Raw genomic sequence first — 24,137 nt, forward strand, 5'->3', positions numbered from 1 at the left:
GCTTTTCTCTAGACCTTCTTTGAAATTCGTTCGGGCTTATTCAGCAGCTGCGGCGGCGTTCGCTGCAGCAACACCTTCAGCATCGCCAGCTTCGGCAGCATCTTCAGCCGATTGCGCGTCTTCTACCGCAATTTCAGCTTCTTCGCCAATCGTGCCGCCTTTCGACAGCACCCAGGCTTCCCACTGATCGCGCGGGAGCGCTTCAACAGCGATCGGCATGTAACCATGACGCGCACCGCAAAGCTCGGAACACTGACCGTAATAGATGCCCGGCTCCTTGATCGTCAGAAGACGTTCGTTGAGGCGGCCAGGCACAGCGTCGATCTTGAACCAGAGCGACGGGACAGCGAATGAGTGGATCACGTCTGCACCGGTTGTCTGAATGCGCAGCGGTGTATTTGCCGGAACAACCATGCGGTTATCGACTGCCAGCTGCGCAGGAAGACCAGCAGCAATCGCGTCTTCTTCAGGCATCATGTTCGAGATAACTTCGAAACCGCCATTGTCGGGATATGCGTAACCCCAATACCACTGATAACCGATTGCCTTGATAGTGACGGCGTCTTCCGGCGGGGTTTCATACTGGCGCGCCAGCAGAGTGATAGACGGGATGGCAATGGCGACCAGCACCAGAACCGGGACCAGCGTCCACACGACTTCAATCAGCGTGTTGTGCGTCGTTTTCGAAGGTACAGGGTTCTTGGCACGGCGATAGCGAACCACAACCCACAGCAACAAGCCAAGGACGAACAGGCTGATCACGGTGATGACCGGAACCAGCAGATAGGTGTGCATCTTGTATGCGAACTCACCATCGTCGGTATATTGCGGCTGGAAATCGATCGCACCAGGCTCCGGCTGACCCTTGATCATGTCGGGGCCCAGCGGCGTGTAGCCAGCACCGGCGTCGGCAGCTTCGGTCGTCGCAGCAACATCGGCAGAGGCATCAGCCACTTCGACAGTGTCAGCTGCGGCCACATCCTGTGCTGCGGCAACCTGAGGTGCCAGCGCAAGCATTGCTGCCATCCAGAGTGTGGTTATCGTTCGCATTGCCCCTTTGGGCAGATCACCGAAATTCATGCGTTGACGCTTTCCGTTTTCATTTGCGGACTGCGGCAAGCAGCCCAAACCATCCCGTTCAGGGACTTTTCAGCCGCGCCTATACGCATGGTTGCCCCCTGCCTCAAGCGCTTCTAGGAGAAAAATCCGCAACCAATGTTGTCTTTGGGGCAATGAGCAATGGGATCACCGGTAAATCACCATGACTGAAGAAGAAGTTTTGTCCGAGTTTCGCGCCAGTGAAGCGCTGCTGGAAGGGCATTTCAAATTGTCCTCCGGTCGTCACAGCGCACATTATCTTCAATGCGCGCGCGTGTTGATGGACCCGATGCGGGCCAGCCGACTCGCAGCCGCCCTTGCCGCCAAACTGCCGCGCGAACTGCGCGCTGAGATCGACACGGTCGTCTCGCCTGCGATGGGCGGCATCATTATCGGCCACGAAATGGGCCGTGCACTGGGCAAGGAAGCGATGTTCCTCGAACGGCCCGACGGGACCTTTGGATTCCGCCGGGGATTCGGCCTGAAGCCGGGCGAGAAGGTGATCGTGGTCGAAGACGTGGTCACTACCGGCCTTTCTTCGAAAGAAGCGATGAAAGCGGTGGAAAATGCCGGCGGCGAGGTGTTGGCGCTGGTTTCCATCGTCAACCGGTCGGGCGGTGATGTCGAATTCGACGTTCCCTATCATGCACTGGTCGAGATCACCTTCCCCACTTATGCGGAAGATGAGATTCCCGCCGAACTGGCCGCCGTGCCAGTCACCAAGCCGGGGAGCCGCAAGTAAAGTGTCAGGCAGATTGCGTCTCGGTGTGAACATCGATCACGTCGCCACCATCCGCAATGCGCGCGGCGGTGACCATCCCGATCCGGTTCGCGCAGCACAGATCGTCGCGGCTGTCGGCGGCGACGGGATCACCGCGCACCTTCGGGAAGATCGCCGCCATATCCGCGACGACGATCTGAAGCGTATACAGGACGCAACCGATCTGCCGCTCAATCTGGAAATGGCGGCGACTGACGAAATGCTGGAAATCGCGCTGCGACATAATCCGCACGCGGCCTGCATCGTGCCAGAGAAACGCGAAGAACGTACGACCGAGGGCGGTCTGGATGCTGCGGGCCAGCACAACCGCCTGGCACCGATTGTTTCCCGGCTGCGCGATGCGGGTATCCGGGTGAGCCTGTTTATCGAGGCGCAGGAACGCCAATTGGACGCGGCCCTTCAGCTTGGCGTCCCGGTTGTTGAATTCCATACCGGCGAATACGCCCACGCCCACCTCGACAACGACCGCGAGCTGGTCGCTGCGGAACTCAAGCGTATATCCGATATGTCGGCCCTAGCAGCGAAGAATGGAATCGAGCCACACGCGGGCCACGGACTGACATACGAAAATGTTCAGCCGATTGCCGCGATACCGCAGCTGGCTGAACTCAACATCGGGCATTACCTGATCGGCGAAGCGGTGTTCACCGGTCTGGAGCCAGCGGTGCGCCGGATGCGCGACCTGATGGACGAAGCACGTTGAGAGGCCCGGAATGATAATCGGGACCGGTTCCGACCTGTGTAATATCGAGCGCATCCAGGGTGTTCTCGACCGGCATGGCGAGCGCTTCGAAAAACGCAGCTTTACCGATATCGAACGTGCCAAGGCTGCCAAGCGCCCCTTCACCCGCGCCGGAACCTATGCAAAGCGGTTCGCGGCCAAGGAGGCATTCTCGAAAGCGGTCGGCACCGGATTCTATCGCGGTGTCTACATGAAGGATATCGGTGTTGTGAACGCCAAGTCCGGCGCGCCCACTCTTGCCCTCACCAATGGCGCAGCAAAGCGGCTTGCGGAATTGACGCCCGATGGCCATGAGGCAGTTATTCATCTCACCCTCACCGATGATCACCCATGGGCGCAGGCCTTCGTAATAATCGAAGCCATTCCCATCCTCCGGTAAAGATACGAGTTTCGGTAGCAAACGTGACACAGCAGACCAACGGCGAATCGTCTGAAAAGATTAACTGGATTGCGGAAATCCGCGGGCTGGCGCTGATGCTGCTCGCGGTGCTGGCATTTCACAGCCTGGTGGCGAAACCGTTTTACATTCCCAGCACTTCGATGCTGCCCAATCTGATGGTTGGTGACCGTCTGGTGGTCAGCAAATACCCGTACGGCTGGTCGTGGGTTTCGGCATCGTTCCACGTTCTGCCGCGCGGTGATTGGCGCGTTTGGCCCCGCACGCCTGAATATGGCGATATCGTGATCGCTGTGCCGCCGGTGCGCGATGAAGATTACATCAAGCGCGTTGTCGGCCTGCCGGGAGACAAGATCGCCGTGGTCAACGGCCAGATCATCCTCAACGGAAACCCTGTTCCGCAGGCCGTCGAACCGGCCATCAGGCTACCTATCGATCCGCAGCAAACCTGCGATGGCGGGCCATGTCTGGCCTATTTTGAGCAATACCGCACCACTTTGGATGATGGCCGGGATGTCTACGAAGTGCCGACCTACCGCGAGACGCTGCCCAACGGCGCGAGTTACCTGATTATTGACCACATGAACCAGTCGCTCGACAATTTTGACGAGATCACCATCCCCGCCGGGCACATCTTCATGATGGGCGACAACCGCGACCATTCGGCCGATAGCCGGGCAGCAACGTTCGAGCTTGGCCTTGGCGGGCCGGTTCCAATGGAAAACGTGGGCGGGCGCGCAGAATTCCTGACCTTCTCGTTGGATGGAAGCACGACTTGGAACCCGGCCAGCTGGTGGTCTTCCTTGCGCAGCGGGCGTTCCTGGACCACGCTGCGTCCGGCAATCTCGGAAACGCCGGAGAACGAATGAGCCAGGAACCAGACGAGCAGGCCTTTGACGAGGGGATTGGCGGCAGCCCTTCCCGCATCTCAAGCCCCGAACTGAGGTTCGAAGCGCAGCGTGCATTTGTCTGGACCAGCGTCATCGGCGTGGTGATCCTCGCCGTTTACATCTCACAATCGCTGTTGGTCATTTTCGGCGCGATGGTTGCCGCGACGATTATCGATGGCGGCGCGCGCCTGCTTGGCCGGGTTGTACCCCTGCCCCGCACATGGCTGGTCGCAATCGTCCTGTTCATCGGCGGCGGATTTTTCTATTGGCTGGCCGGGTATGCTGGGTCGCAGATTTCGCGCGAGGCAGCGCAGCTTCCTGAAATTATCGAAGCGCAAGCGACGGTGGCGTTTGGCTGGCTACGCGCGCAGGGTTTCGCAGTGGCCGTCGATGACCTGCAGGGCATGGCCGGGCAGCTGATCAGCGGTGTTGGCACCGTCACTCGCGCCATTGGAGGTATACTGGGCGGGCTGACCACATTGCTGCTGATCAGCATCATCGGAGTGTATCTTGCGATGGAACCGCAGCTGTATGAACGCGGCGTCGCATGGATGCTGCCGCGCCACCGCCGCGCAGAGTTTTTCGAAACTGCATCGAAGATGGCTTATACCATGCGCCGCCTGATGGCGGGCCGTCTGGTGGGCATGATTTTCGAAGGGATTTTCACCTGGATATTGCTGGCATGGTACGGTGTGCCAATGGCCGCGTTGCTGGGCATTCTGACGGGCCTGCTGGCCTTCATTCCCAATCTCGGCGCACTGGTCGCAGGGTCGCTAATGGTGCTGGTCGGTTTTTCAGGCGGAACGGACATGGGCGTCTACACCATATTCGTCTATTTCCTTGTTCAGACATTCGACGGCTATGTCGTTATCCCGATGATCGCCAAGAAGACCGTTGATCTTGCCCCTGCACTGGTTCTCGCAGCCCAGCTGATAATGGGTATTCTGTTTGGGATCATCGGCTTGTTTCTGGCCGATCCGATGCTGGCCATGCTAAAAGTTGCCCTGGAACAGCGTGCCCAGCGTTACGACAACCGCGAAAAAGTGGAGCCTGCCAAAAATGGCGCGTAAATTCCTTTATTTCATTGCCATCATCATTGTGTTGGTGATCGCGGGCGGGTTCGTTCTGAATATCTGGTCGAAAGAACTGACCCGGCTTGCCATGGTGCCCAGCAGCGGCTTCGTGGAACAGTCCCCGCTCGAAGAGAACGCCTATCAGGATCCAGCGATGTGGTTTTCCCGGCCCGGTATCGGCCTGGACGATCCGGCTCGCTGGCAACCGGCGACGCGCGGGAAAGAACGCGCCTTGCCCCGCACAGCGAAGCCCGATCCGGAATTTGCGGTCTTCTTCGTACATCCGACAAGCTACCTCGACCGCAGCAGCTGGAATGCGCCGCTGGAAGAGGGCGAATCGCAGCGCATTGCGAAACTGTATGTCCGCGGCATGGCCAGCCCGTTCAACCGCGCCAGCGAAATCTGGGCACCGCGATACCGGCAGGCAACATTCGGCGCGTTCCTGACCGACAGCGCGGATGCGCAAAAATCCATCGAAGCGGCGTATTCGGATGTGAAGCAGGCGTATGATTTCTTCATGGCGACGGTCGACGCCGACACACCCGTTGTACTGGTCGGGCACAGCCAAGGCTCTCTGCACCTTCTCCGCCTGCTGCGCGAAGAAGTCGCCGGTAAGCCCGCGGCAGACCGGATCGCGGCGGTCTATGCCGCTGGCTGGCCGATTTCCATCGCGCACGATCTGCCCGCCCTCGGTCTGCCGGCCTGCGCTACTGCCCAGCAGGCTGGCTGTATATTGAGCTGGTCCAGCTACGCAGAACCGGCCGATCCCGGTCCCGTTCTGGAGGCATATGCTACCTCGCCCGGTTTCGACGGTCAGCTTCGCGGCGAAAGCGAAATTCTGTGCACAAACCCACTGACCGGCTCTGTCGGCGGGTCGGCACCTGCCAGCAGCAATGCTGGCACGCTGGTGCCGCAGGATGATCTATCCAATGGCGAGCTTGTCGAAAGCTATGTTCCCGCTCGCTGCGCGGATAACGGCCTGCTGTTGATCGGCCCGCCACCGGAAATGGGCAATGCGGTGCTGCCGGGCAACAATTACCATGTTTATGATATTCCGCTGTTCTGGAAGAACCTGCAGTCCGACGTTGTAAGCCGCGTCGGAAGCTGGAGTTCGGGCCGCTGATTACCGACATCGCAAACGAGTTTCGTGACGCGCTCCCCGATGGCGGTGCGTTGCTCGCGCTCGACCTCGGAACAAAGACAATCGGCCTCGCAACCTGCGATGCAGGCTGGCAATTCGCGACCGCCGGAAAAACGCTGGAACGGGGCAAGTTCGGACGCGACCGTGACCGCCTGGCCGAGCTTGTCAAAGAACGCACGATCAGGGGTATGGTAATCGGCCTGCCCCGCAACATGGACGGCAGCGAGGGACCAAGGGCACAGGCCAGCCGCGCTTACGCTCGGAACCTGTCGGCTGCGTTCGAATTGCCGGTGCTTTTGTGGGACGAACGCTGGTCCACATCATCGGCAGAACGCGACATGATCGGTCAGGATATGAGCCGCCGCAAACGTGCGGAACGGATCGACAGCCACGCGGCGGCGGTTTTCCTGCAGGGCGCAATCGACGCGCTTGCCGGCGGCGTCCTCTAATCGTTCACCCACGCTTTTGCGAAAACTACCATTGAATTGAACGGCCCACAGGATAACAGCGTCACCATGTCCGAGCCCCACAAATTCGATCCAAGCCAGGCCGCGCAATTCATGCTCCGCCATGGGCACTCTTCTGCGCTGGGTCTTGAATATCATGATCACGGGGATGACTGGGTCGAACTGGAGCTGCCTTGGCGCGAAGATCTGGTGGGCGAAGCCGACCAGGAAATTCTCGCATCGGGCCCGATCATCAGCCTGCTCGACATGGCGTCCGGCCTCTCGATCTGGACTGCGAACGGCAAATTCGTAGGCATTGCAACGATGGACCTGCGGGTGGATTATCAGCGCCCTGCCCGTGCTCGCAGCGCAGTGATTGCGCATGTGGAATGCTACCGCCTCACCAAATCAGCGGCCTTCGTTCGCGGTTACGCGCATGATGGCGATCCGGAAGATACGGTTGCAACCATGTCTGCGGTGTTCATGTCGATCAGTGGGGAGACGCGCAATGTCTGATGCAAGCACAGACCTAACCCCTTATGCGAAATCCATCGGCATCCGGATCGAGGGTGAAGAAGACGGCGCCCCCGTCCTCGCATTTGAGTTTACCGGTGATGTAGAGGGACGCCCGGAACATCTTCATGGCGGCGCGACCAGCGGCCTGCTGGAAACCGCAGGATATGCGCTGCTGCGCAAGGAATTGCAGCAGCGGGGCCGGACCCACCGGCTTAAACCGATCAACATCACGGTCCAGTTTCTGTCTGCGGGGAAGCGCCGCACGACCTATGCCAAGGGCCGGATCACCAAGCTAGGCCGGCGAAACGCCAATATCTCTGTAGAAGCATGGCAGGATGACCGCGACAGGCCAATTGCCACCGCCATCATGAATATCCTGATGGCAGGGGAATAGCTCCGCGCTAGTTTCGCGGTGCCCGATCGTCTTCCGACCTTCCCGGATTGACCACCAGCCCGTTATCATCGAGCCGGATTTCCAGCGGCACGCCTTCGACCTGAGTTGAAATGGTCACCCCCTCGCCTTCATCGATGCGCAGACGCGATCCATTGTCATCGAGAGGGATATCTTCGAGGTTGGGCACGTCCAGCGGCTGGACCGGGCCTTCGGGATTGGTGGGTGTTGGCACAGCCTCCACAGCCGTTGCACCGATAGCCTGGCGCATGAAATCGCGCCAGATACGCGCAGGAAGCCCGCCGCCACTGACCCCCGCGAGCGGTGAATTATCGTCATTCCCGATCCACACGCCGACCACCAGATCGCCCGCATAGCCGACGAACAGCGCATCACGGTTGTTCTGGCTGGTCCCGGTTTTTCCGAAATTGGGCACGCTCAAGACAGCAGCCCTGCCAGTGCCCCGGTTCACCGCAGTCCGAAGCATCTGTTCCATGTCGGCATGCGAGGACGAGGACATGCTGCCCGGCATGTTCCACAACCAGTCGAACCATCCCTGCTCTTCGCGCGGGAAAGCGTGCGGTTCGATTGGATAACTGTTTGCCGCAACTCCGGCATACGCTGCGGTGAGTTCAAGCAAGGTTACTGTCGACGTGCCCAGCGCCACGCTTGGGTCGCCAGCCGGCATCGGGGATGATATGCCGTATTCACGGGCTTTCTCACGCACCGCTTCATCGCCCAACTGGTTGAACAACCGTACTGCTGCGACATTGCTCGACCGGGCAAAAGCATCTTCCAGCGTGATATTGGCCGAATATCGCTCACCCGCATTTTTTGGCCTGTAGGAGCCGGCTTCTATTGCAGAATTGTCGATCAGGTCATCGGGTTCCATCCCCGCATCAAGCGCTGCCAGCCAGACGAACAATTTGAAGGTCGAGCCGGGCTGCCGCTTTGCCTGAGTAGCGCGGTTGAAGGTCGATTTGCTGTAATCCTTGCCGCCGATCATGGCGACGACCTCACCATTCTTCCGCATCGCCACCAGCGCGATTTGCGCATCGCCTAGCCGGGCATTTTTGACGACCCTGCCCGCGATATTTTGCAGCCGAGAATCGAGCGTGGTCGTAACCTGCTGGCTGGAATATCCGCCGCCGGCCAGATCGCGCGCCTCGGGTAGCGCCCAATCGGCGAAATATGTGCCCGTCGGCAAATCCCGGATGGTCCGGCTGTCGACCTTGGGAAATGGCATCGCTCTGGCTTCGTTCTCTGTCAGATAACCTGCCGCGACCATGGCATTCTTGACCATGACCATGCGGTTCTTGGCCCGGTCGTAATGGCGTGTCGGTGCGAAGCGCGATGGGGCTTGCACAAGGCCCGCCAGCATCGCTGCCTGTTCCGGTTTCAGGTTCTCGGGATGGCGATAGAAATAGTGCAGCGATGCGGCGCGAAGACCGTAGACATTATCTCCGAAATACGCGTTGGAGAGGTAGCGTTCGAGGATCTCCTCCTTCGTCAGCCAGGCTTCCAGCCAGAACGCGATCAGCATTTCGCGAGCCTTGCGCGAGAGGGTCTGATCCGGCGTAAGGAACGTGAATTTAGCCAATTGCTGTGTGATGGTGCTGCCGCCTTGCATCGGTCCGCCGGACACGCGCGCCCATACTGCCCGGCCCAAGCCGCGCGGATCAACACCCCAATGGTCAAAGAAACGCCGGTCCTCGATCGCGAGAAATGCCTCGGTCACGTGATCAGGCAGTTTTTGCAGGTCCACCGGTTCGCCCATGATCGCGCCATTGCGCGCGATCGGGGTCCCATCCGCCGCCAGCAGGGTGATCTGCGGCGGGGCGATCGGTTCAAGCGATTTCGACAGCGGAGCAGTGACCGCCAGCCACGCAACGATCAGGAAAAATGATAGAAGAAGCGCTGCAACAATACGCGCGATCCACCAGCGCTTGCGGCGCTGGCGCCAATAACGCGGCTGCCACCACCGGTGACGCGTTCGATCGGGCGCCACGACCTGACCGTCGATCTGATCCAGCCGTTCGTCCCACGCATCGAAATCAGGCCTGGTCGCGCGGGGCGTAGCACGCGGCGTTTCGTGCAGATCGAAATCGTCGTCATCATCTGCCCAGGCGCTCCCGTAGGGCTCCTGCACGGAATAATAGTCGTTGCCGCGCGGCTCCGTTTCCGGAGACGCACGCCGGCCATTTTTCAGAAAGCTCAGAAAGCGCGCAACCATTACAACTGTATTAGCAGACTAATACGCTGAATGCGAGACGCAATTTCAGCCTTTCGAGACAACACTCTCGGGCAATTCGGTGCCGAACACGCGCTGATAATATTCAGCCACCAACATACGTTCTGCCTCGTCACATTTATTCAGGAAACTGAGACGGAACGCGAAGCCGACATCCTTGAAGATGGCCGTGTTCTGCGCCCAGGTGATGACCGTACGCGGGCTCATCACGGTGGAGATATCGCCGTTCATGAAACCCTGACGGGTTAGGTCGGCAACCTTGATCATGTCGGCGATCTGCTTGCGGTCGGTGTCCGGGTTCTTCGCAGATACGATGTCCAACTCGGTCTCGGCGGGCAGATAATTCAGGCCGACAACGATGTTCCAACGGTCCATCTGGCCCTGGTTGATCTGCTGGGTGCCATGATAAAGCCCGCTGGTATCGCCCAGTCCCACCGTGTTGGCGGTGGCGAACAGGCGGAAATTCGGATCCGGGCGGATCACGCGGTTCTGGTCGAGCAGCGTCAGCTTGCCCTCTGTTTCAAGGACACGCTGAATCACGAACATCACGTCGGGGCGGCCAGCGTCGTATTCGTCGAACACGAGTGCCACCGGATGCTGGAGAGCCCACGGCAGCAGACCTTCGCGGAATTCAGTGACCTGCAATCCGTCACGCAGGACAATGGCATCCCGTCCGACAAGATCGATACGGCTGATATGCGCATCGAGGTTGATGCGGATACATGGCCAATTGAGGCGCGCTGCGACCTGTTCGATGTGGGTCGACTTACCCGTGCCGTGATAGCCCTGCACCATCACCCGGCGATTGTGCGCAAAACCGGCGAGGATCGCGAGTGTCGTGTCCGGGTCGAACACATAGCTTGCGTCGAAATCGGGAACGCGTTCATCCGCTTCGCTGAAGGCCGGAACCTGCCAGTCGATATCGATGCCGAATGTGTCGCGCACATCAACAGTGGTATCGGGCGCGGCCAGCGATGTCTTGGAGGTCGGGTCGAAAGTCTTGTCTGTCATATCGCCGCAACGCCTAGCGGCGCGATAGGGTCCCTGCAAGCGCTGACACAATAACATTCCCTTGACCGCGGATTAGCCTATATTCGCCAAGATGCCTCTGCCGCTTCCATCCGATTATATTCGCACGAAATTGGTGGACCGTGTGCGCGCGGTTTTTAACGACACCGCTTCGGGTGAAAAGCCTGTTCCGCCGTCCGATGATGCGTTGTTCGCAAAGGATTCCCCGATCCGGCTGGTTCATGCCGATGCTGTCTCGATGATGATCGGCGGTATTCGGAGCCTGCTGCTGCAGATGCTGCACCCCCACGCGCTGCAAGGGGTGCTGGATCATTCAAACTTTCGTGAAGACATGCATGGCCGGCTGCGGCGGACCGCAAAATTCATTGCGGTAACGACCTTTGGCCACAGGGATGAAGCGGAAAAGGTGATCGAAAGGGTCAACCGGATCCATGCCGCGGTCGCGGGTACACTTCCCGATGGGACGCCCTATTCAGCGCAAAACCCGCGCACGCTGGCATGGGTTCACGTGGCGGAGGCGACCAGCTTTCTCGACGCCTACCTGCAATATGTCCGCCCTGGGATGAGCTTGGCCGATCAGGACGAGTATTTCCGTCAATTCGCCGTGATAGCGAAAAAGCTGGGCGCAGAACCTGTCCCGGAAAACAAAAGGGAGGCGGACGCCTTGATGCGGGAATTTCGCACCGAGCTTCGCCCTTCTGCAGAGGCCGGACAGGTCGCTGATCTGGTCCTGACACAGCGGCCTGAGGGGACACCGCCCGGCGTGCAGCAGATGCTCGGAACCGCCGCAGTCGACATGCTGCCCGCCTATGCCCGCTCGATGCTCGGCCTGAGCAGCCCGGGGATCACCGCGATCCCGGCAAAATTGGCCGCACGCACTGCCGGACGAACACTGCGCTGGGCATTTCGGCAGGGCTGACCGGGCCAAGCAAAAGTATCGCGATGGCCGAACATATTTCAGGCTCTTAAATCAGGCGAAAGCGGCGCTTTTCCTCAGCAACTGGTACGCATCGACGACTTTCCCCAAACGCGCCTCGTGGCTTCGGTCGCCGCCATTGCGGTCCGGGTGATAGCGCCGGACAAGTTCCGAATACCGCCGGCGCAGCTTCTGCCGGTCAATATCGACTTTGAGCCCCATGACATTCAGCGCCTCCCGCTCGTGCGGGGTGAAACGCCCATATTCGGCCGTGTTTCCCGCGGCGCGCGCCCTGATATCTGCGGCCCGTCCGCCAATCGCATCGAGCGGGTCGCTGAAATCAGCCCAGCGCGGCATCCCGTCGATCCCGGCATCGGGGCGAAAGGCCCTGCTCTCGCTCGCCCAGCCTGCGGCAGGTGACTGGGCTGCCAGAATTTCTTCGGCATTCATGCCTTCGAACCAGTCGTACCCGGAGTTGAATTCGCGCACGTGCTCCAAGCAGAACCAGCGCCATTCACCCGGCCCATCAAAACTGTTTCCGCGCGATCCCGGGGCGCGGAATTCCCCCGCCTCCCTGCATCCGGGCGCCTGGCATTCTTGCCCTACATCTTCAAACCGACCATGGAACCTGTCACCGCGCATAGGGCTTTAGGATGGGGAGCCCTGCTGAAATTGCAAATCTGGAGTTTGACCTGATGACCGTTGCCCAAGAAATGGAAACCTTGCTGAAGGGCGCGTTCGCCCCGTCAAAGCTGGAAATTATCAACGACAGCGCCAAACATTCCGGCCACTCCGGCGATGATGGCAGCGGGGAATCGCATTTCACCATCGTTATCGAGAGTGAACATTTTTCCGGCGTGTCACGGCTGAACCGGCAGCGCAAGATCAATGGCGCGTTGGGTGATATACCGGGGCAGCGGGTACACGCGCTCGCGATCAAGGCCAGTGCCCCTGATGAATAATATCGTCGAACAGACCATCACACCGGCCACGCACGACCTTGGTGCGTTCGAAGTGCGCCGCGCGATACCTTCCAGAGATCGCACCATGGTTGGTCCGTTCATCTTCGTCGACCAATTCGGTCCCGGCTCGCTCGATATCGGAACCGGAATGGATGTTCGCCCGCATCCGCACATCAATCTCTCCACCGTCACATGGCTGTTCCAGGGCGCTATCGATCACCGAGATTCCATTGGCAGCTATTCGACCATTCGGCCGGGTCAGGTGAACCTGATGACAGCAGGCAGCGGCATCGTTCATTCAGAACGCAGCCCGCAGGCCGAACGTGACGCAGGGCCGCAGCTTTATGGAATGCAAACCTGGCTCGCGCTGCCTGATGGCCGTGAAGAAATCGACCCCGCTTTCGAGGCTGTTTCGGACCTGCCGGTGATCGAGGGAGGCGGTGCCAAGGCGATCGTCATCATGGGTGACCTGTGGGGTCAGCGGGCGGAAACCACCACGCACGCAGAAACGATTTACGCCGAGATTGTCCTTTCCCCGTCAGGATCGATCCCGATCGATGACAGCGCAGACGAACGCGCGTTGATGCTGGTCGGTGGCGAGGCAGAGATCAATGGGCAAGCCCTAGGCCTTTATCAGCTGACGGTGCTGAAGCCCGGAACAACGATGACCCTTGCCTGCAAATCAGGCGGGCGCGTCATGTATCTTGGCGGCGAAGCATTTGCCAGCAAGCGCCATGTGTGGTGGAACTTCGTCAGTTCCAGCCGCGAGCGAATCCAGCAGGCAAGGGAAGACTGGGACCAAGGCAGGTTTGCAGAGGTACCCGGTGACAGAGACGAATATATTCCCATCCCCGACACCCCAAAGACAGTGAGTTACCCATGAGCTTCAAAGACAAGACCATCTGGATCACCGGCGCATCGTCGGGAATCGGAGAGGCGCTGGCCAGAGAATGGGCCTCGCGCGGCGCACGCATCATCCTCTCGGGACGCGACGAGAGCCGGCTTTCCGCAGTGGCTGAGAACCTCGGCACGGATAGCCTGATCCTCCCCTTCGACGTGCGTGACGATGCCGCGATGCACGACGCCGTCACCAAGGCGACCGCATGGACGGGCAATGTCGATGTCTTTGTCGCCAATGCGGGTATTTCCCAGCGCAGCCAAGCGCTGAAAACCGACATGCAGGTGTACCGCGACATCATCGAAATCGATCTGACGGCCCAGATTGCAGCGACGCAGGCCCTACTGCCGCATATGGCGGAGCGCGGATCCGGCAATCTGGTCTTTATCAGTTCTATCGCGGGCAAGGTCGGCGTGCCGATGCGCACTGCCTATTGCGCCGCGAAATTCGGCCTCATCGGTTATGCTGATGCGCTGAGGGCCGAATTGTCCGTAAAAGGCGTGGAAGTGCACGTGATTGCGCCCGGCTCTGTCGCAACCAATGTCTCCCGCAATGCGCTGGCGGCAGACGGATCAAAGCGCGGTAAGAGCGATGATGTAATCGACAACGGTATCCCGCCCGCTGAAGCGGCCAAGACTATGGTCGACGCGATCGAAGCCGGGCAGCGCGAAATCATCGTGGCACGCGGGATGGAAGAGGCGATGGGCGAGATGCGCCGCACCCCTGACCAATTGCTCGATCAGGTCGCCGGGATGGTCGCTGCCGGATATATGGAAAAAATGGAAGCGGATGGCTGACATGGCTCTCATCCAGAAACGCGTTGCGCTGGCCAACGGCATCGAACTGGACGTGGTCGATGAGGGGCCGCGCGGCGGTGAAACGCTGATTTTCCTGCATGGTTTTCCGGAATCGCACCGCACCTGGCGGCACCAGATTCCGCATCTTTCGGACCGTTATCGCTGCATCGCGCCCGATCAGCGCGGATATCGCGCTTCGTCGCGTCCAGCCGGGATCGATGCCTATACCCCTGACAAGCTGATCGGGGATGTGTTCCTGCTCGCAGATGCTCTGGGCGTCGATAAATTTACGGTGGTTGGACATGATTGGGGCGGCGCGATTGCCTGGGGTGTGGCAATCGGCGGTCAGGGCGCACGAGTAGAACGGGCGATTATTGCCAATGCGCCGCATCCGGTGATCTTTCAGAAGCTGTTATACACCAACCAGGTGCAGCGACAGGCGAGCCAGTACATGCGCGCTTTTCGCGATGCTGGTCATGATCCCTTTATCCGAGAACACGGCTTGGCCGAATTCCTCAGGCGCGAAGCCGAATGGGAAAGTGCGTCGGCAATGGAGCCGGAAGAACGCGCGGCGCAGCTGCGTGACTGGTCCGATCCGGAAACGGGCATTGCGATGCTGAATTGGTACCGCGCCAGCCAGATCGACGTGCCGCCTATGGACGCTCCGTTCGATGTGCCCGAAGGGTTTGCTCCGCCGATGTTACCCAATCTGGATATTCCCACGCTTGTCATATGGGCGCTCGACGACATGGCGCTGCCGCCGGAAAATCTGGATGGTCTGGATCGTGTGATCAAAGACCCGACATTGGTAAAAGTGCCCGATTGCGGACATTTCGTCCCGTGGGAGGCACCGGAAAAGGTCAACGCGGCTATCGACGATTTTCTTGGCCGGACAGGCGGCTGATCAGCCGTACCATTCAGCCCAGGCACCATGCGGATGGCCGCAGCCTAGCGTCACCGCATCCTCCCCACCAGGCCAGTAACGTACGCTAAGCTCATGCCGGAAAGTTTCGCGGTTGGTTTCGAGAGCAACCCACGCAAGCGGGCGTTCCGCAGTGACCTTCGCGCCGGCCTGTTCCATCATGTGCATGATCTTCTGCTGCGTCGCTTCCGGGATATATTGCCAGACTATCGAGTGGCTGAGGACCCGTGTGACACCCGACGGCTGTTCCCGTTGAAGCATCTCGGCCACGAAATCCCCGGCATCCTGTTTGACCAGATCGGGCGGGCATTTCCCTGCTAGCTCGATCGCGGCCTCGATCCGTGCCATGCGCTGCGCCGCCTCTGGCCAGACGTAACTTTTTAGCCTGAGCGCGGATTCCGGGTCGGACAGATCAACCGGAGCTTGATCGCATCCACGGATAGAAACAATCTCCACCGGAAAATCAGGAGGCGGCGGCCCTTCCCACTCCGGCTCAATCCTCATCGGTGACGCACTCGGCCCGGCAGTCACGCCCCCAAGATTGAAATGATAGCGGTCCATCATGGTGTTGACGCCTGCGCTCGCGCCCAGCTCGTTGATCTCGAACTTTGGCCCAAGCTTTTCCGACAGCCATTTCAGCGCAGCCATAAACGCCCAGGACCGTCCGGCTTCGTTGGTCTGCGGCGGCCCATCCAGCCATGGCAGCAGGCGCGCATCGAATTTCTCAACCAGGTCCACCACGATTGCATCGACAGCATCCTGTCCCGCGACTAGCCCTGCGTAAACCGGTTCCAGACGCCGATCCTCGCCGGTCAAAAGCAGATTGTGCAGCCCGCCGGTAATCCGCAGCGGCATGGCGTCTTTCACACTCAGCCCTTCCCAATTCGCAATCCGGCGACCCACCGCCGTATCGCCTTGGAGGATCGCAAGAAGCGCCCGGACGACTTTTGCCGTATTGGGCGCGCCTGCTTCTTCCGCATGGACAGCCTGCCATTCAATCGCTTCGGCCACATTACCGATGTCCATGATCGCATTCGCAGCCATTTGGCTTCCTTTCCATTGCCCTTTGCCCCGGCTCTGCCTATTTGCCGCCCGTTATGACAGCGCAGCTTACATTTGCCGTGCCCAAGGGGCGTATCCTTGACGAAGCTCTGCCAGTGATGGCCGATGCCGGAGTAATTCCGGAGGATGGCTTTCACGACAAGAGCAATCGTGCGCTCAGCTTTGCAACGACGCGCGACGATATGCGGCTGATCCGCGTGCGCGCATTCGACGTTGCAACCTTCGTAGCACACGGCGCGGCACAATTGGGAATTGTCGGTTCCGACGTGATCGAGGAATTCGACTATTCGGATCTTTACGCTCCGGTCGATCTGGAGATTGGCAAATGCCACTTGTCAGTGGCCGAGCCGGTTGAGGGTGCAGAAGGCATCGACGGCGCGAGCCACGTCCGCGTAGCCACGAAATACCCGAACCTGACGCGCCGCCACTTCGAGGCGCAGGGTATCCAGGCGGAATGCGTCAAACTGAACGGCGCGATGGAGCTTGCCCCCAGCCTCGGCCTGTCAGGCCGTATCGTCGACCTTGTATCCACCGGGCGCACGCTGAAGGAAAACGGCCTCGTCGAGACATCCAAGATTATCGACATTTCCGCGCGTCTGATTGTCAATCGTGCAGCGCTTAAGACGGACGGGCGCGTTGCCGCGCTGGTCGAAGCCTTCCGCGCAAACGCGGCGCAGGCAGCGGCCTGATGCAGCGCCTGTCTATCAGTCAGCCGGACTTCGCGAAGGCATTCCGCAGGATAGTAAATTCACGCCGCGAAAGCGACGAAGGTGTCGCCGATCAGGTGAAGACGATCCTTTCGAAGGTCCGGGCGTCCGGAGATGAAACACTGGTCGAATTGACCGCCCGTTTCGATCAGCACAACCTGTCCAGCGATGCCGACTGGTCTATTTCCAAAGCCGAATGCGAAGCGGCTTTTCACGCACTGGAGCCAAGCCTGCGGCAGGCGCTCGAACTGGCCGCAGACCGCATCCGCACATATCACGAAGCACAATTGCCTACTGACCGGGATTACACCGACGATGCAGGCGTCAGGCTGGGCGCTCGCTGGTTGCCGGTCGATGCCGCCGGTCTTTACGTGCCGGGTGGACGCGCAGCCTATCCCTCCAGCCTGCTGATGAATGCGATCCCCGCAAAGGTCGCCGGTGTCGCACGGCTTGCCGTGGTGACACCCACGCCGCGCGGGCAAATCAATCCTCTGGTTTTGGCCGCTGCGCACCTTGCTGGCGTAGATGAGATATGGCGCGTCGGCGGCGCGCAAGCAGTCGGCGCTCTCGCCTATGGCACAGAGCGGATTTCCCGCGTCGACGTCATCACCGGCCCCGGCAATGCCTGGGTGGCCGAGGCAAAACGCCAGCTATATGGCGTGGTCGGCATCGACATGGTCGCCGGGCCAAGTGAAATTCTGGTGATTGCCGATGGGCAAAACAATCCGGACTGGATCGCCGCCGACCTGCTCAGCCAAGCCGAGCACGACCCCGTCGCGCAGTCCATCCTGATCACTGACGATGCGAATTTCGCCAGTCAGGTCGAAGACCGGATCGACGTACAATGCGCAATGCTTTCCACGCAGAAGACCGCGAAGGCCAGTTGGGATAATCACGGCGTCGTTATCGTGGTCGATGACCTGGACCAGTCAATCGCGCTCGCCAATGATCTGGCCGCCGAACACGTCGAACTGGCCGTTGCCGATCCAGCGCCGCTGTTCGAGGGCATCCGCCATGCAGGCAGCGTGTTCATCGGCCGTTTTGCACCGGAAGCGGTGGGGGATTACGTGGCCGGGCCCAACCATGTTCTGCCGACCGGGCGGCGCGCCCGCTTCGCCAGCGGACTTTCCGTGCTCGACTTCATGAAACGATCCAGCTTCATTGAACTGGACGAAGCTGCACTAAACGCTATTGGCCCGGCAGCCATCGCGCTGGCCGAAGCCGAAGGGCTGCCAGCGCACGCACAATCTATCGAGAAACGTTTGAAATGAGCACATCCAGATCACAGGCCCGCGCAGCTGCGCGGCTCGCCGCCGTTCAGGCGCTTTACCAGCAGCATATGGAAAAAACTCGGCTGGCCAAATTGCTGGACGAATTTCACCAGCACCGCCTTGGCCGCGAGATTGAAGACGATCAGTATGCCGATGCCGATACCGACCTGTTCGACGATATCGTCGCGGGCGTCGACGCGCGCCGCGATGAAATCGATGCGAAGCTGACCGAAAAACTGGCCGATGGCTGGACTGTCGCCCGTCTGGACAAAACCATGCTGCAAATCCTGCGCGCCGGCGCCTATGAATTGATGGCCCGCGCAGACATCACGGTTGCGACCGTGATCAGCGAATATGTAGATGTCGCGAAAGCTTTCTTCGACGACCGCGAGGCGAAATTCGTGAACGGGGTTCTCGACGCGGTTGCCAAGGCGGTCCGCTGACCAGCGAAAGCGCCTTCATCCAGCAATTGCGGGCCATCGCCACGCATCCCGCCGCACGCGGACTCGCCGATGATACGGCGGTGCTGGAAATCGGCGGGGAAACGCTGATCCTGACACATGACGCGATGGTCGAAGACGTCCATTTCCTGCCCCAACAGGATATGGCCGACGTCGCATGGAAGCTGGCAGCGGCAAACCTGTCCGACCTTGCCGCCAAAGGCGCGCAGCCGGTGGGCGTATTGCTCGGCTATATGCTGGGCGAACAGGATGATCGCTTCCTTGCCGGGTTGGCAGAAGTGCTCGATGAATATCAGGTGCCGCTGCTCGGAGGAGACACCGTTTCCGGCGATGGCCCGCGGAGTTTTGGCATGACCGCAATTGGCACAGCGACAAGCGTGCCGGTCCCCTCGCGCAGCGGCGCAAAGCCTGGTGACGCGATTTTCGTCACAGGTCCTGTCGGCGGGGCAATGGTTGGTTTCGAAGCCATGCGGAACGCAAAGAGCGGATCTTTTAGTGCAGAAGAAACAGCGACCTACAGGCGCCCGCTGCCCTTGCTCGGTGCCGGTCAGGCCCTAGCGCCGCACGTAACCGCGATGATGGATGTGTCGGACGGTCTGCTTCTGGATGCAAGCCGGATGGCTTCTGCTTCAAACGTGACTATCAACATCGAGACCAGCCAGGTTCCTATTGCTGCGCCCGAACCACGCCGATCCGACGCGCTTCGCTGGGGCGATGACTACCAGCTACTTTTCACGGCAAATCAAGAGCTTGCCCTTCCGGTTGCAGCGCACCGTATCGGCTCGGTCCTTGAACAGTCTGGCAGCCCGTTGCTGATCGGCGGCACCCAACCAGATCCCGGCGACACACTCGGTTATCAGCACTGAACACGTGAAAACGCGGTGAGCCGTGCATTTCTGCCGCTTTGGGGTTGCGCGCCGTAACTCCGCCCCTAAAGTCCAACCACCTTTTTGGACCCGTATAAGCGGGCCAAATCATCTGCGTGAGGGGATTAATGTGCAAATTGTCTATATAGCAATCGGACTGGGATTGCTGGCCGTGGTTTACGGCTTCATTACCAGCCGCCAGGTGCTCGGCGCTGCAGCCGGCAATGAAAGAATGCAGGAAATTGCCGGCGCTGTTCAGGAAGGCGCGCAAGCCTATCTGAAACGCCAATACACGACGATCGGCATGGTCGGCGTTGTGGTCGCAATCATCGTATTCGTGTTTCTCGGCCCAATTTCGGCATCCGGTTTTGTCGTCGGCGCGATCCTGTCGGGTGTGGCTGGCTTTATCGGGATGAACATCTCGGTTCGTGCCAACGTCCGTACGGCTGCAGCGGCCCAGACAGGCCTTCAGGAAGGGCTGACCGTGGCTTTCCGCGCTGGCGCTGTCACCGGGATGCTCGTGGCGGGCCTCGCACTGTTGGCGATCGCCGGTTTCTTCTGGGTGCTGACCGGGCAAATGGGGCTCGACCTCACCGTCCTTGCCGAGAAACGCGAAGTCATCGACGCACTTGTGGGTCTGGCCTTCGGCGCATCGCTTATTTCAATCTTTGCCCGTCTTGGCGGCGGTATCTTCACCAAAGCTGCCGACGTCGGCGCCGATCTGGTCGGTAAAGTCGAAGCCGGTATCCCGGAAGATGATCCACGCAACCCGGCAACCATCGCCGATAACGTGGGGGACAATGTCGGCGACTGTGCTGGCATGGCCGCCGACTTGTTCGAAACCTATGTCGTTACCGTTGGTGCAACGATGGTTCTGACAGCACTGCTGCTGACAAGCCTTGCTGCAGCCGATCTGTTCGCATTGATGAGCCTTCCGCTGCTGGTTGGCGGCGTGTGCATCGTGACTTCGATCATCGGGACGTACATGGTGCGCCTCGGCAAATCGAACAACATCATGGGCGCGCTCTACAAGGGCTTCATCACCACTGCCGTTCTGTCGATTCCGGCGATCTGGTGGGCCACCGATTACGCGATCGGTATGGGCGCTGAATACACCGTTGGCGAACAAACGTTCACCGGCATGGACCTGTTCTGGTCGATGATGGTGGGTCTGGCTGTTACCGGCCTGATCATCTGGATCACGGAATATTACACCGGGACCGAATACCGTCCGGTTCGCTCGATTGCGAAATCGTCCGAAACCGGCCACGGCACCAACGTAATCCAGGGTCTGGCAATCAGCCTTGAATCCACTGCCTTGCCAACACTCGTGATCGTTGTCGGCATCGTCGTCACTTACCAGCTCGCTGGTTTGATGGGCATCGCATTCGCGGCAACTTCGATGCTGGCGCTCGCCGGGATGGTCGTGGCGCTTGATGCGTATGGTCCTGTCACCGATAACGCTGGCGGCATCGCTGAAATGGCTGAGATGGAAGAAAGCGTCCGTGAGAAGACCGACGCACTCGACGCTGTGGGCAACACCACCAAGGCCGTGACCAAGGGTTACGCAATCGGTTCGGCAGGACTTGCCGCGCTGGTTCTTTTCTCGGCTTATACCGCTGACCTCAAGGAGTTCTTCCCGGATCTCGCGGTCAGCTTCAGTCTTGAAAACCCGTATGTCATTGTCGGCCTGCTGCTTGGCGCCCTGCTCCCGTACCTGTTCGGTGCGATGGGCATGACCGCTGTTGGCCGCGCCGCTGGTGACGTGGTTGTCGACGTTCGTGACCAGTTCGCCAAGGACCCCGGCATCATGGCCGGCACAAGCCGTCCGAACTACGCACGGACAGTCGATCTTGTGACGAAGGCTGCAATCAAGGAAATGATCATTCCTTCGATGCTGCCGGTTCTCGCACCGATCGTGGTCTATTTCGTGATCACCGCTGTTGCGGGCCAGGCAAACGGTTTTGCCGCTCTTGGCGCGTTGCTGCTGGGTGTGATCGTCTCGGGTATTTTCGTGGCGCTTTCCATGACCGCCGGCGGCGGCGCATGGGATAACGCCAAGAAGTATATCGAAGACGGCAACCACGGCGGCAAAGGTTCGGAAGCTCACAAGGCTGCCGTTACCGGCGACACCGTTGGAGATCCTTACAAGGATACTGCCGGTCCGGCCGTGAACCCGATGATCAAGATCACCAACATCGTGGCTCTGCTGCTTCTCGCAGCACTTGCCGCAGGCTGATCCAGACTTCAGCCCAGGCTGAGCCAGAGCCCCGTCCGGAGCGATCCGGGCGGGGTTCTGTCATTTGGGGCGGCGGATCAGACGTTAAACCTTCTTCAGCATTGCTTCGCTAAGGCCCCCATGCGGCGCGCAATGCCGCACTGTATGAGGGTTAACGCTTGGCCACGCAGCCAACCGATATTGATGCAAACGGCGCACTGCCCCACGCGGTGGCCCCGGCGCCGTGCGCTGATGGGATTGCGGTTTCGTCTCTCAATGCCTGCACCGGGCCAGATATGATCGCGCAGTGGGCCGCGCTGGAAGCAATCTCCAGCGAACCCAATCCATTCTACTCATCATGGGGGCTGCCGCCTGCCCTGAAGGCGTTCGACCCCGACGGCCGGCTTGAAATCCTTCAGTTCTGGGCAGCAGGCGAACTATGCGGGCTTTTGCCACTACAAAGATCGGGCAGCTATTACGGATATCCGATCCCGCATCTCCGCGGATGGATGCACGACAATGCCTTTTGCGGAGCTCCCTTGGTCGCAGCCGGGCATGAGGGAGAATTCTGGTCAGCATTGCTGGACCACCTCGATGCGCATCCGTCACACAGCTTGTTCTTCCACCTTGAAGGCCTTGCCGAGGATGGCGCGCTGTTCCGCTCGCTTGCAGATATAGTCACCGCCCGCCGCGCGACTTGTGCAATTGTCCACCGCGAGGAACGCGCTATGCTCGCATCGCCCGCTTCGGCGGAAGAATATTTCGCAGCATCCATGAGCGGCAAGAAACGCAAGGAATTGCGACGCCAGTACAATCGCCTGTCCGAATTGGGCGAACTGCGGTTCGAACGCCGCCGCGATGCGCACGACCTGGCAGATTGGGCCAACGACTTTCTGGAACTGGAGGCGGCAGGCTGGAAAGGCGCAGCCGGATCAGCGCTGGCATCAGATCCGCGCACGGCGGCCTTGTTCGCGGACATGCTGAACGGTGCAGCCGGAATAGGTAAACTTGAGCGTCTGGCCCTGTATCTCGATGACAGGCCGATCGCGATGCTCGCCAACTTTCTCTGCCCGCCCGGCGCGTTCTCTTTCAAGACCGCCTTCGACGAACGCTATTCGCGGTTTTCGCCAGGCGTTCTCCTGCAGCGGGAAAACCTCGACATTCTGCAAGAACCGTCGATCGAATGGACCGATAGCTGCGCTGCCGCAGATCACCCGATGATCGAACGGATTTGGCGCGAAAAACGGTCGATGGTCCGCCTTAGCGTGGGGATCGGCGGAAAATTGAGACAAGCCGCATTCCGTCAATTGCTGAAGGCGGAAAGCGGCAGCGAAATTATGGGAACCGAATGATGGAACACAGTCACGATTTTTCCCGGTCCGGCGAAATTTCGGATTCCGGACAGGCTTGCGCACCGCACCCGTCGATTAGCGACAAGCTGCCGGTATTCGGCCCATCGGCGCGGGCCTTGTTTGCAAGAAATTACCCCGAGACGCCGCATACCCTGCCGCACAATTTGACTGAACATTCACTGCTCACGCTGGATGCGCTGGCTGAACTGGGTGCGGCGCTGCCGGAAAGCTCTACCGAGTATAACCGGGGCGACCTTCCCATCGGCGTCGACGGCAAGCCCGGCGGAACAGGTCTGTCGATTCAGGACACGATCCGCAAGATCGCCACAAGCAACAGCTGGGCTGTCCTGAAGAATATCGAGCAAGTGCCTGCCTACCGTGATCTTCTGATGTCGCTCCTTGCTGAAATCCAAGCCGAAATCGAAACGAAGACGGGCGCCATGCTACGCCCGCAAGGGTTTGTATTCATATCCTCGCCCAATGCCGTCACTCCCTATCATTTCGACCCGGAACACAACATCCTGCTGCAGTTGAAAGGGTCGAAAGTGATGACCCAGTTTCCAGCCGGGAATGCACGCTTTGCACCGGATACCGTCCATGAAAGCTACCATTCGGGCGGCGCGCGGGAACTCGAATGGCGCGATGACTTCACCGCCGAAGGTATCGAACTTGCCATCAAAGCAGGTGAGGCATTGTTCGTTCCGGTCATGGCACCGCATTTCGTGCGCAATGGACCAGACAGTTCAATCTCGCTGTCGATCACATGGCGCAGCGACTGGAGCTTTGAAGAAGCGGACGCGCGCGGTTTGAACCGAATATTGCGTAACAGGGGTCTCGCACCGGCCAGCACATCGCGCTGGCCCGGCTCCAACAAGGCCAAGGCCTACACATTCCGGGCGCTCAGAAAGCTGCGTCTGACCGGTCAAGCGCGTTGACGTTGCCGCAGCTGC

26 protein-coding genes are annotated in these 24,137 nt (G+C 59.8%); 21 read left to right on the top strand and 5 right to left on the bottom strand.

Annotated features, from left to right (window positions below):
* Window positions 1-36: 36 nt before the first annotated feature.
* Window positions 37-1,080, bottom strand: a complete 1,044-nt coding sequence (coxB, locus tag GRI43_RS06455) for a cytochrome c oxidase subunit II (RefSeq protein WP_235903621.1) — start codon at window positions 1,078-1,080, stop codon at window positions 37-39.
* A gap of 181 nt (window positions 1,081-1,261) precedes the next feature.
* On the opposite strand from coxB, the gene pyrE reads away from it, so the two are divergent.
* The 9 genes from pyrE to GRI43_RS06500 all read left to right on the top strand — a co-directional run bounded on the left by pyrE (window position 1,262) and on the right by GRI43_RS06500 (window position 7,478).
* Window positions 1,262-1,840, top strand: coding sequence for an orotate phosphoribosyltransferase (pyrE, locus tag GRI43_RS06460; RefSeq protein ID WP_160730199.1), 579 nt, complete (start codon window positions 1,262-1,264; stop codon window positions 1,838-1,840).
* 1 nt (window position 1,841) lies between these two features.
* Window positions 1,842-2,582, top strand: a complete 741-nt coding sequence (locus tag GRI43_RS06465; RefSeq protein WP_338090016.1) for a pyridoxine 5'-phosphate synthase — start codon at window positions 1,842-1,844, stop codon at window positions 2,580-2,582.
* 10 nt (window positions 2,583-2,592) lie between these two features.
* On the top strand, window positions 2,593-3,000 hold the full coding sequence (gene acpS / locus GRI43_RS06470) for a holo-ACP synthase (protein ID WP_160730201.1): 408 nt from the start codon (window positions 2,593-2,595) through the stop codon (window positions 2,998-3,000).
* A 23-nt stretch (window positions 3,001-3,023) separates the two neighbouring features.
* Window positions 3,024-3,887, top strand: a complete 864-nt coding sequence (gene lepB / locus GRI43_RS06475; RefSeq protein WP_338090017.1) for a signal peptidase I — start codon at window positions 3,024-3,026, stop codon at window positions 3,885-3,887.
* Entirely contained in the window at window positions 3,884-4,978 is a 1,095-nt protein-coding gene (locus GRI43_RS06480) for an AI-2E family transporter (RefSeq protein WP_160730203.1), read from the top strand. Before lepB ends, GRI43_RS06480 begins: the two co-directional genes overlap by 4 nt.
* Complete coding sequence (locus GRI43_RS06485) at window positions 4,968-6,104, top strand: DUF3089 domain-containing protein (protein ID WP_160730204.1); 1,137 nt, start codon at window positions 4,968-4,970, stop codon at window positions 6,102-6,104. Before GRI43_RS06480 ends, GRI43_RS06485 begins: the two co-directional genes overlap by 11 nt.
* Entirely contained in the window at window positions 6,101-6,571 is a 471-nt protein-coding gene (gene ruvX / locus GRI43_RS06490) for a Holliday junction resolvase RuvX (RefSeq protein ID WP_420849994.1), read from the top strand. Before GRI43_RS06485 ends, ruvX begins: the two co-directional genes overlap by 4 nt.
* 66 nt (window positions 6,572-6,637) lie before the next feature.
* Entirely contained in the window at window positions 6,638-7,084 is a 447-nt protein-coding gene (locus GRI43_RS06495) for a PaaI family thioesterase (RefSeq protein WP_160730205.1), read from the top strand.
* Window positions 7,077-7,478 (top strand): PaaI family thioesterase, encoded by a 402-nt coding sequence (locus tag GRI43_RS06500; protein ID WP_160730206.1) that lies wholly within the window; start codon window positions 7,077-7,079, stop codon window positions 7,476-7,478. The genes GRI43_RS06495 and GRI43_RS06500 overlap by 8 nt, the downstream gene beginning before the upstream one ends.
* Window positions 7,479-7,485: 7 nt before the next feature.
* On the opposite strand, the gene GRI43_RS06505 is transcribed toward GRI43_RS06500, so the two are convergent.
* A complete protein-coding gene (locus tag GRI43_RS06505; RefSeq protein ID WP_160730207.1) occupies window positions 7,486-9,708 on the bottom strand; it encodes a transglycosylase domain-containing protein in 2,223 nt (740 codons plus the stop codon).
* Window positions 9,709-9,753: 45 nt separating this feature from the next.
* Complete coding sequence (cobS, locus tag GRI43_RS06510) at window positions 9,754-10,737, bottom strand: cobaltochelatase subunit CobS (protein WP_160730208.1); 984 nt, start codon at window positions 10,735-10,737, stop codon at window positions 9,754-9,756.
* Between the two features lie 91 nt (window positions 10,738-10,828).
* Here cobS and GRI43_RS06515 point away from each other — a divergent pair, with 91 nt between their 5' ends.
* Window positions 10,829-11,674, top strand: a complete 846-nt coding sequence (locus tag GRI43_RS06515) for an oxygenase MpaB family protein (RefSeq protein ID WP_160730209.1) — start codon at window positions 10,829-10,831, stop codon at window positions 11,672-11,674.
* 51 nt (window positions 11,675-11,725) lie between these two features.
* Here the strand turns inward: GRI43_RS06515 and GRI43_RS06520 are convergent, their stop codons facing one another.
* Window positions 11,726-12,313, bottom strand: coding sequence for a J domain-containing protein (locus GRI43_RS06520; protein WP_160730210.1), 588 nt, complete (start codon window positions 12,311-12,313; stop codon window positions 11,726-11,728).
* 53 nt (window positions 12,314-12,366) lie between these two features.
* Between GRI43_RS06520 and GRI43_RS06525 the strand changes: the two genes are divergently transcribed.
* The 4 genes from GRI43_RS06525 to GRI43_RS06540 are packed head-to-tail and all read left to right on the top strand — an operon-like array spanning window position 12,367 to window position 15,232.
* The gene (locus tag GRI43_RS06525; RefSeq protein ID WP_160730211.1) at window positions 12,367-12,633 is read left to right on the top strand and encodes a BolA family protein; all 267 of its coding nucleotides are present in this window, start codon (window positions 12,367-12,369) and stop codon (window positions 12,631-12,633) included.
* A complete protein-coding gene (locus tag GRI43_RS06530; RefSeq protein WP_160730212.1) occupies window positions 12,626-13,516 on the top strand; it encodes a pirin family protein in 891 nt (296 codons plus the stop codon). Before GRI43_RS06525 ends, GRI43_RS06530 begins: the two co-directional genes overlap by 8 nt.
* Window positions 13,513-14,328, top strand: a complete 816-nt coding sequence (locus GRI43_RS06535; protein WP_160730213.1) for an SDR family NAD(P)-dependent oxidoreductase — start codon at window positions 13,513-13,515, stop codon at window positions 14,326-14,328. Before GRI43_RS06530 ends, GRI43_RS06535 begins: the two co-directional genes overlap by 4 nt.
* A 1-nt stretch (window position 14,329) precedes the next feature.
* On the top strand, window positions 14,330-15,232 hold the full coding sequence (locus GRI43_RS06540; RefSeq protein ID WP_160730677.1) for an alpha/beta fold hydrolase: 903 nt from the start codon (window positions 14,330-14,332) through the stop codon (window positions 15,230-15,232).
* Here the strand turns inward: GRI43_RS06540 and GRI43_RS06545 are convergent, their stop codons facing one another.
* On the bottom strand, window positions 15,233-16,294 hold the full coding sequence (locus tag GRI43_RS06545) for a DUF2332 domain-containing protein (protein ID WP_202391604.1): 1,062 nt from the start codon (window positions 16,292-16,294) through the stop codon (window positions 15,233-15,235).
* 53 nt (window positions 16,295-16,347) lie between these two features.
* On the opposite strand from GRI43_RS06545, the gene hisG reads away from it, so the two are divergent.
* The 7 genes from hisG (at window position 16,348) to GRI43_RS06580 (ending at window position 24,122) form a co-directional block, all read left to right on the top strand.
* Window positions 16,348-17,001, top strand: coding sequence for an ATP phosphoribosyltransferase (gene hisG / locus GRI43_RS06550; RefSeq protein WP_160730214.1), 654 nt, complete (start codon window positions 16,348-16,350; stop codon window positions 16,999-17,001).
* On the top strand, window positions 17,001-18,290 hold the full coding sequence (gene hisD / locus GRI43_RS06555; RefSeq protein ID WP_160730215.1) for a histidinol dehydrogenase: 1,290 nt from the start codon (window positions 17,001-17,003) through the stop codon (window positions 18,288-18,290). Before hisG ends, hisD begins: the two co-directional genes overlap by 1 nt.
* Entirely contained in the window at window positions 18,287-18,733 is a 447-nt protein-coding gene (gene nusB, locus GRI43_RS06560) for a transcription antitermination factor NusB (RefSeq protein WP_160730216.1), read from the top strand. The genes hisD and nusB overlap by 4 nt, the downstream gene beginning before the upstream one ends.
* Complete coding sequence (gene thiL, locus GRI43_RS06565) at window positions 18,730-19,617, top strand: thiamine-phosphate kinase (RefSeq protein ID WP_160730679.1); 888 nt, start codon at window positions 18,730-18,732, stop codon at window positions 19,615-19,617. Before nusB ends, thiL begins: the two co-directional genes overlap by 4 nt.
* 130 nt (window positions 19,618-19,747) lie before the next feature.
* Window positions 19,748-21,856 carry a sodium-translocating pyrophosphatase gene (locus GRI43_RS06570; RefSeq protein WP_160730217.1) on the top strand — a complete coding sequence of 703 codons (2,109 nt, stop codon included), beginning with the start codon at window positions 19,748-19,750 and terminating at the stop codon, window positions 21,854-21,856.
* A 158-nt stretch (window positions 21,857-22,014) separates the two neighbouring features.
* On the top strand, window positions 22,015-23,187 hold the full coding sequence (locus GRI43_RS06575; RefSeq protein ID WP_235903623.1) for a GNAT family N-acetyltransferase: 1,173 nt from the start codon (window positions 22,015-22,017) through the stop codon (window positions 23,185-23,187).
* An 86-nt stretch (window positions 23,188-23,273) separates the two neighbouring features.
* A complete protein-coding gene (locus tag GRI43_RS06580; protein WP_160730681.1) occupies window positions 23,274-24,122 on the top strand; it encodes a cupin-like domain-containing protein in 849 nt (282 codons plus the stop codon).
* The last annotated feature ends 15 nt before the right edge of the window (window positions 24,123-24,137 follow it).

The organism is Pontixanthobacter luteolus, from assembly GCF_009828095.1.
GTDB classification, from domain to species: domain Bacteria; phylum Pseudomonadota; class Alphaproteobacteria; order Sphingomonadales; family Sphingomonadaceae; genus Pontixanthobacter; species Pontixanthobacter luteolus.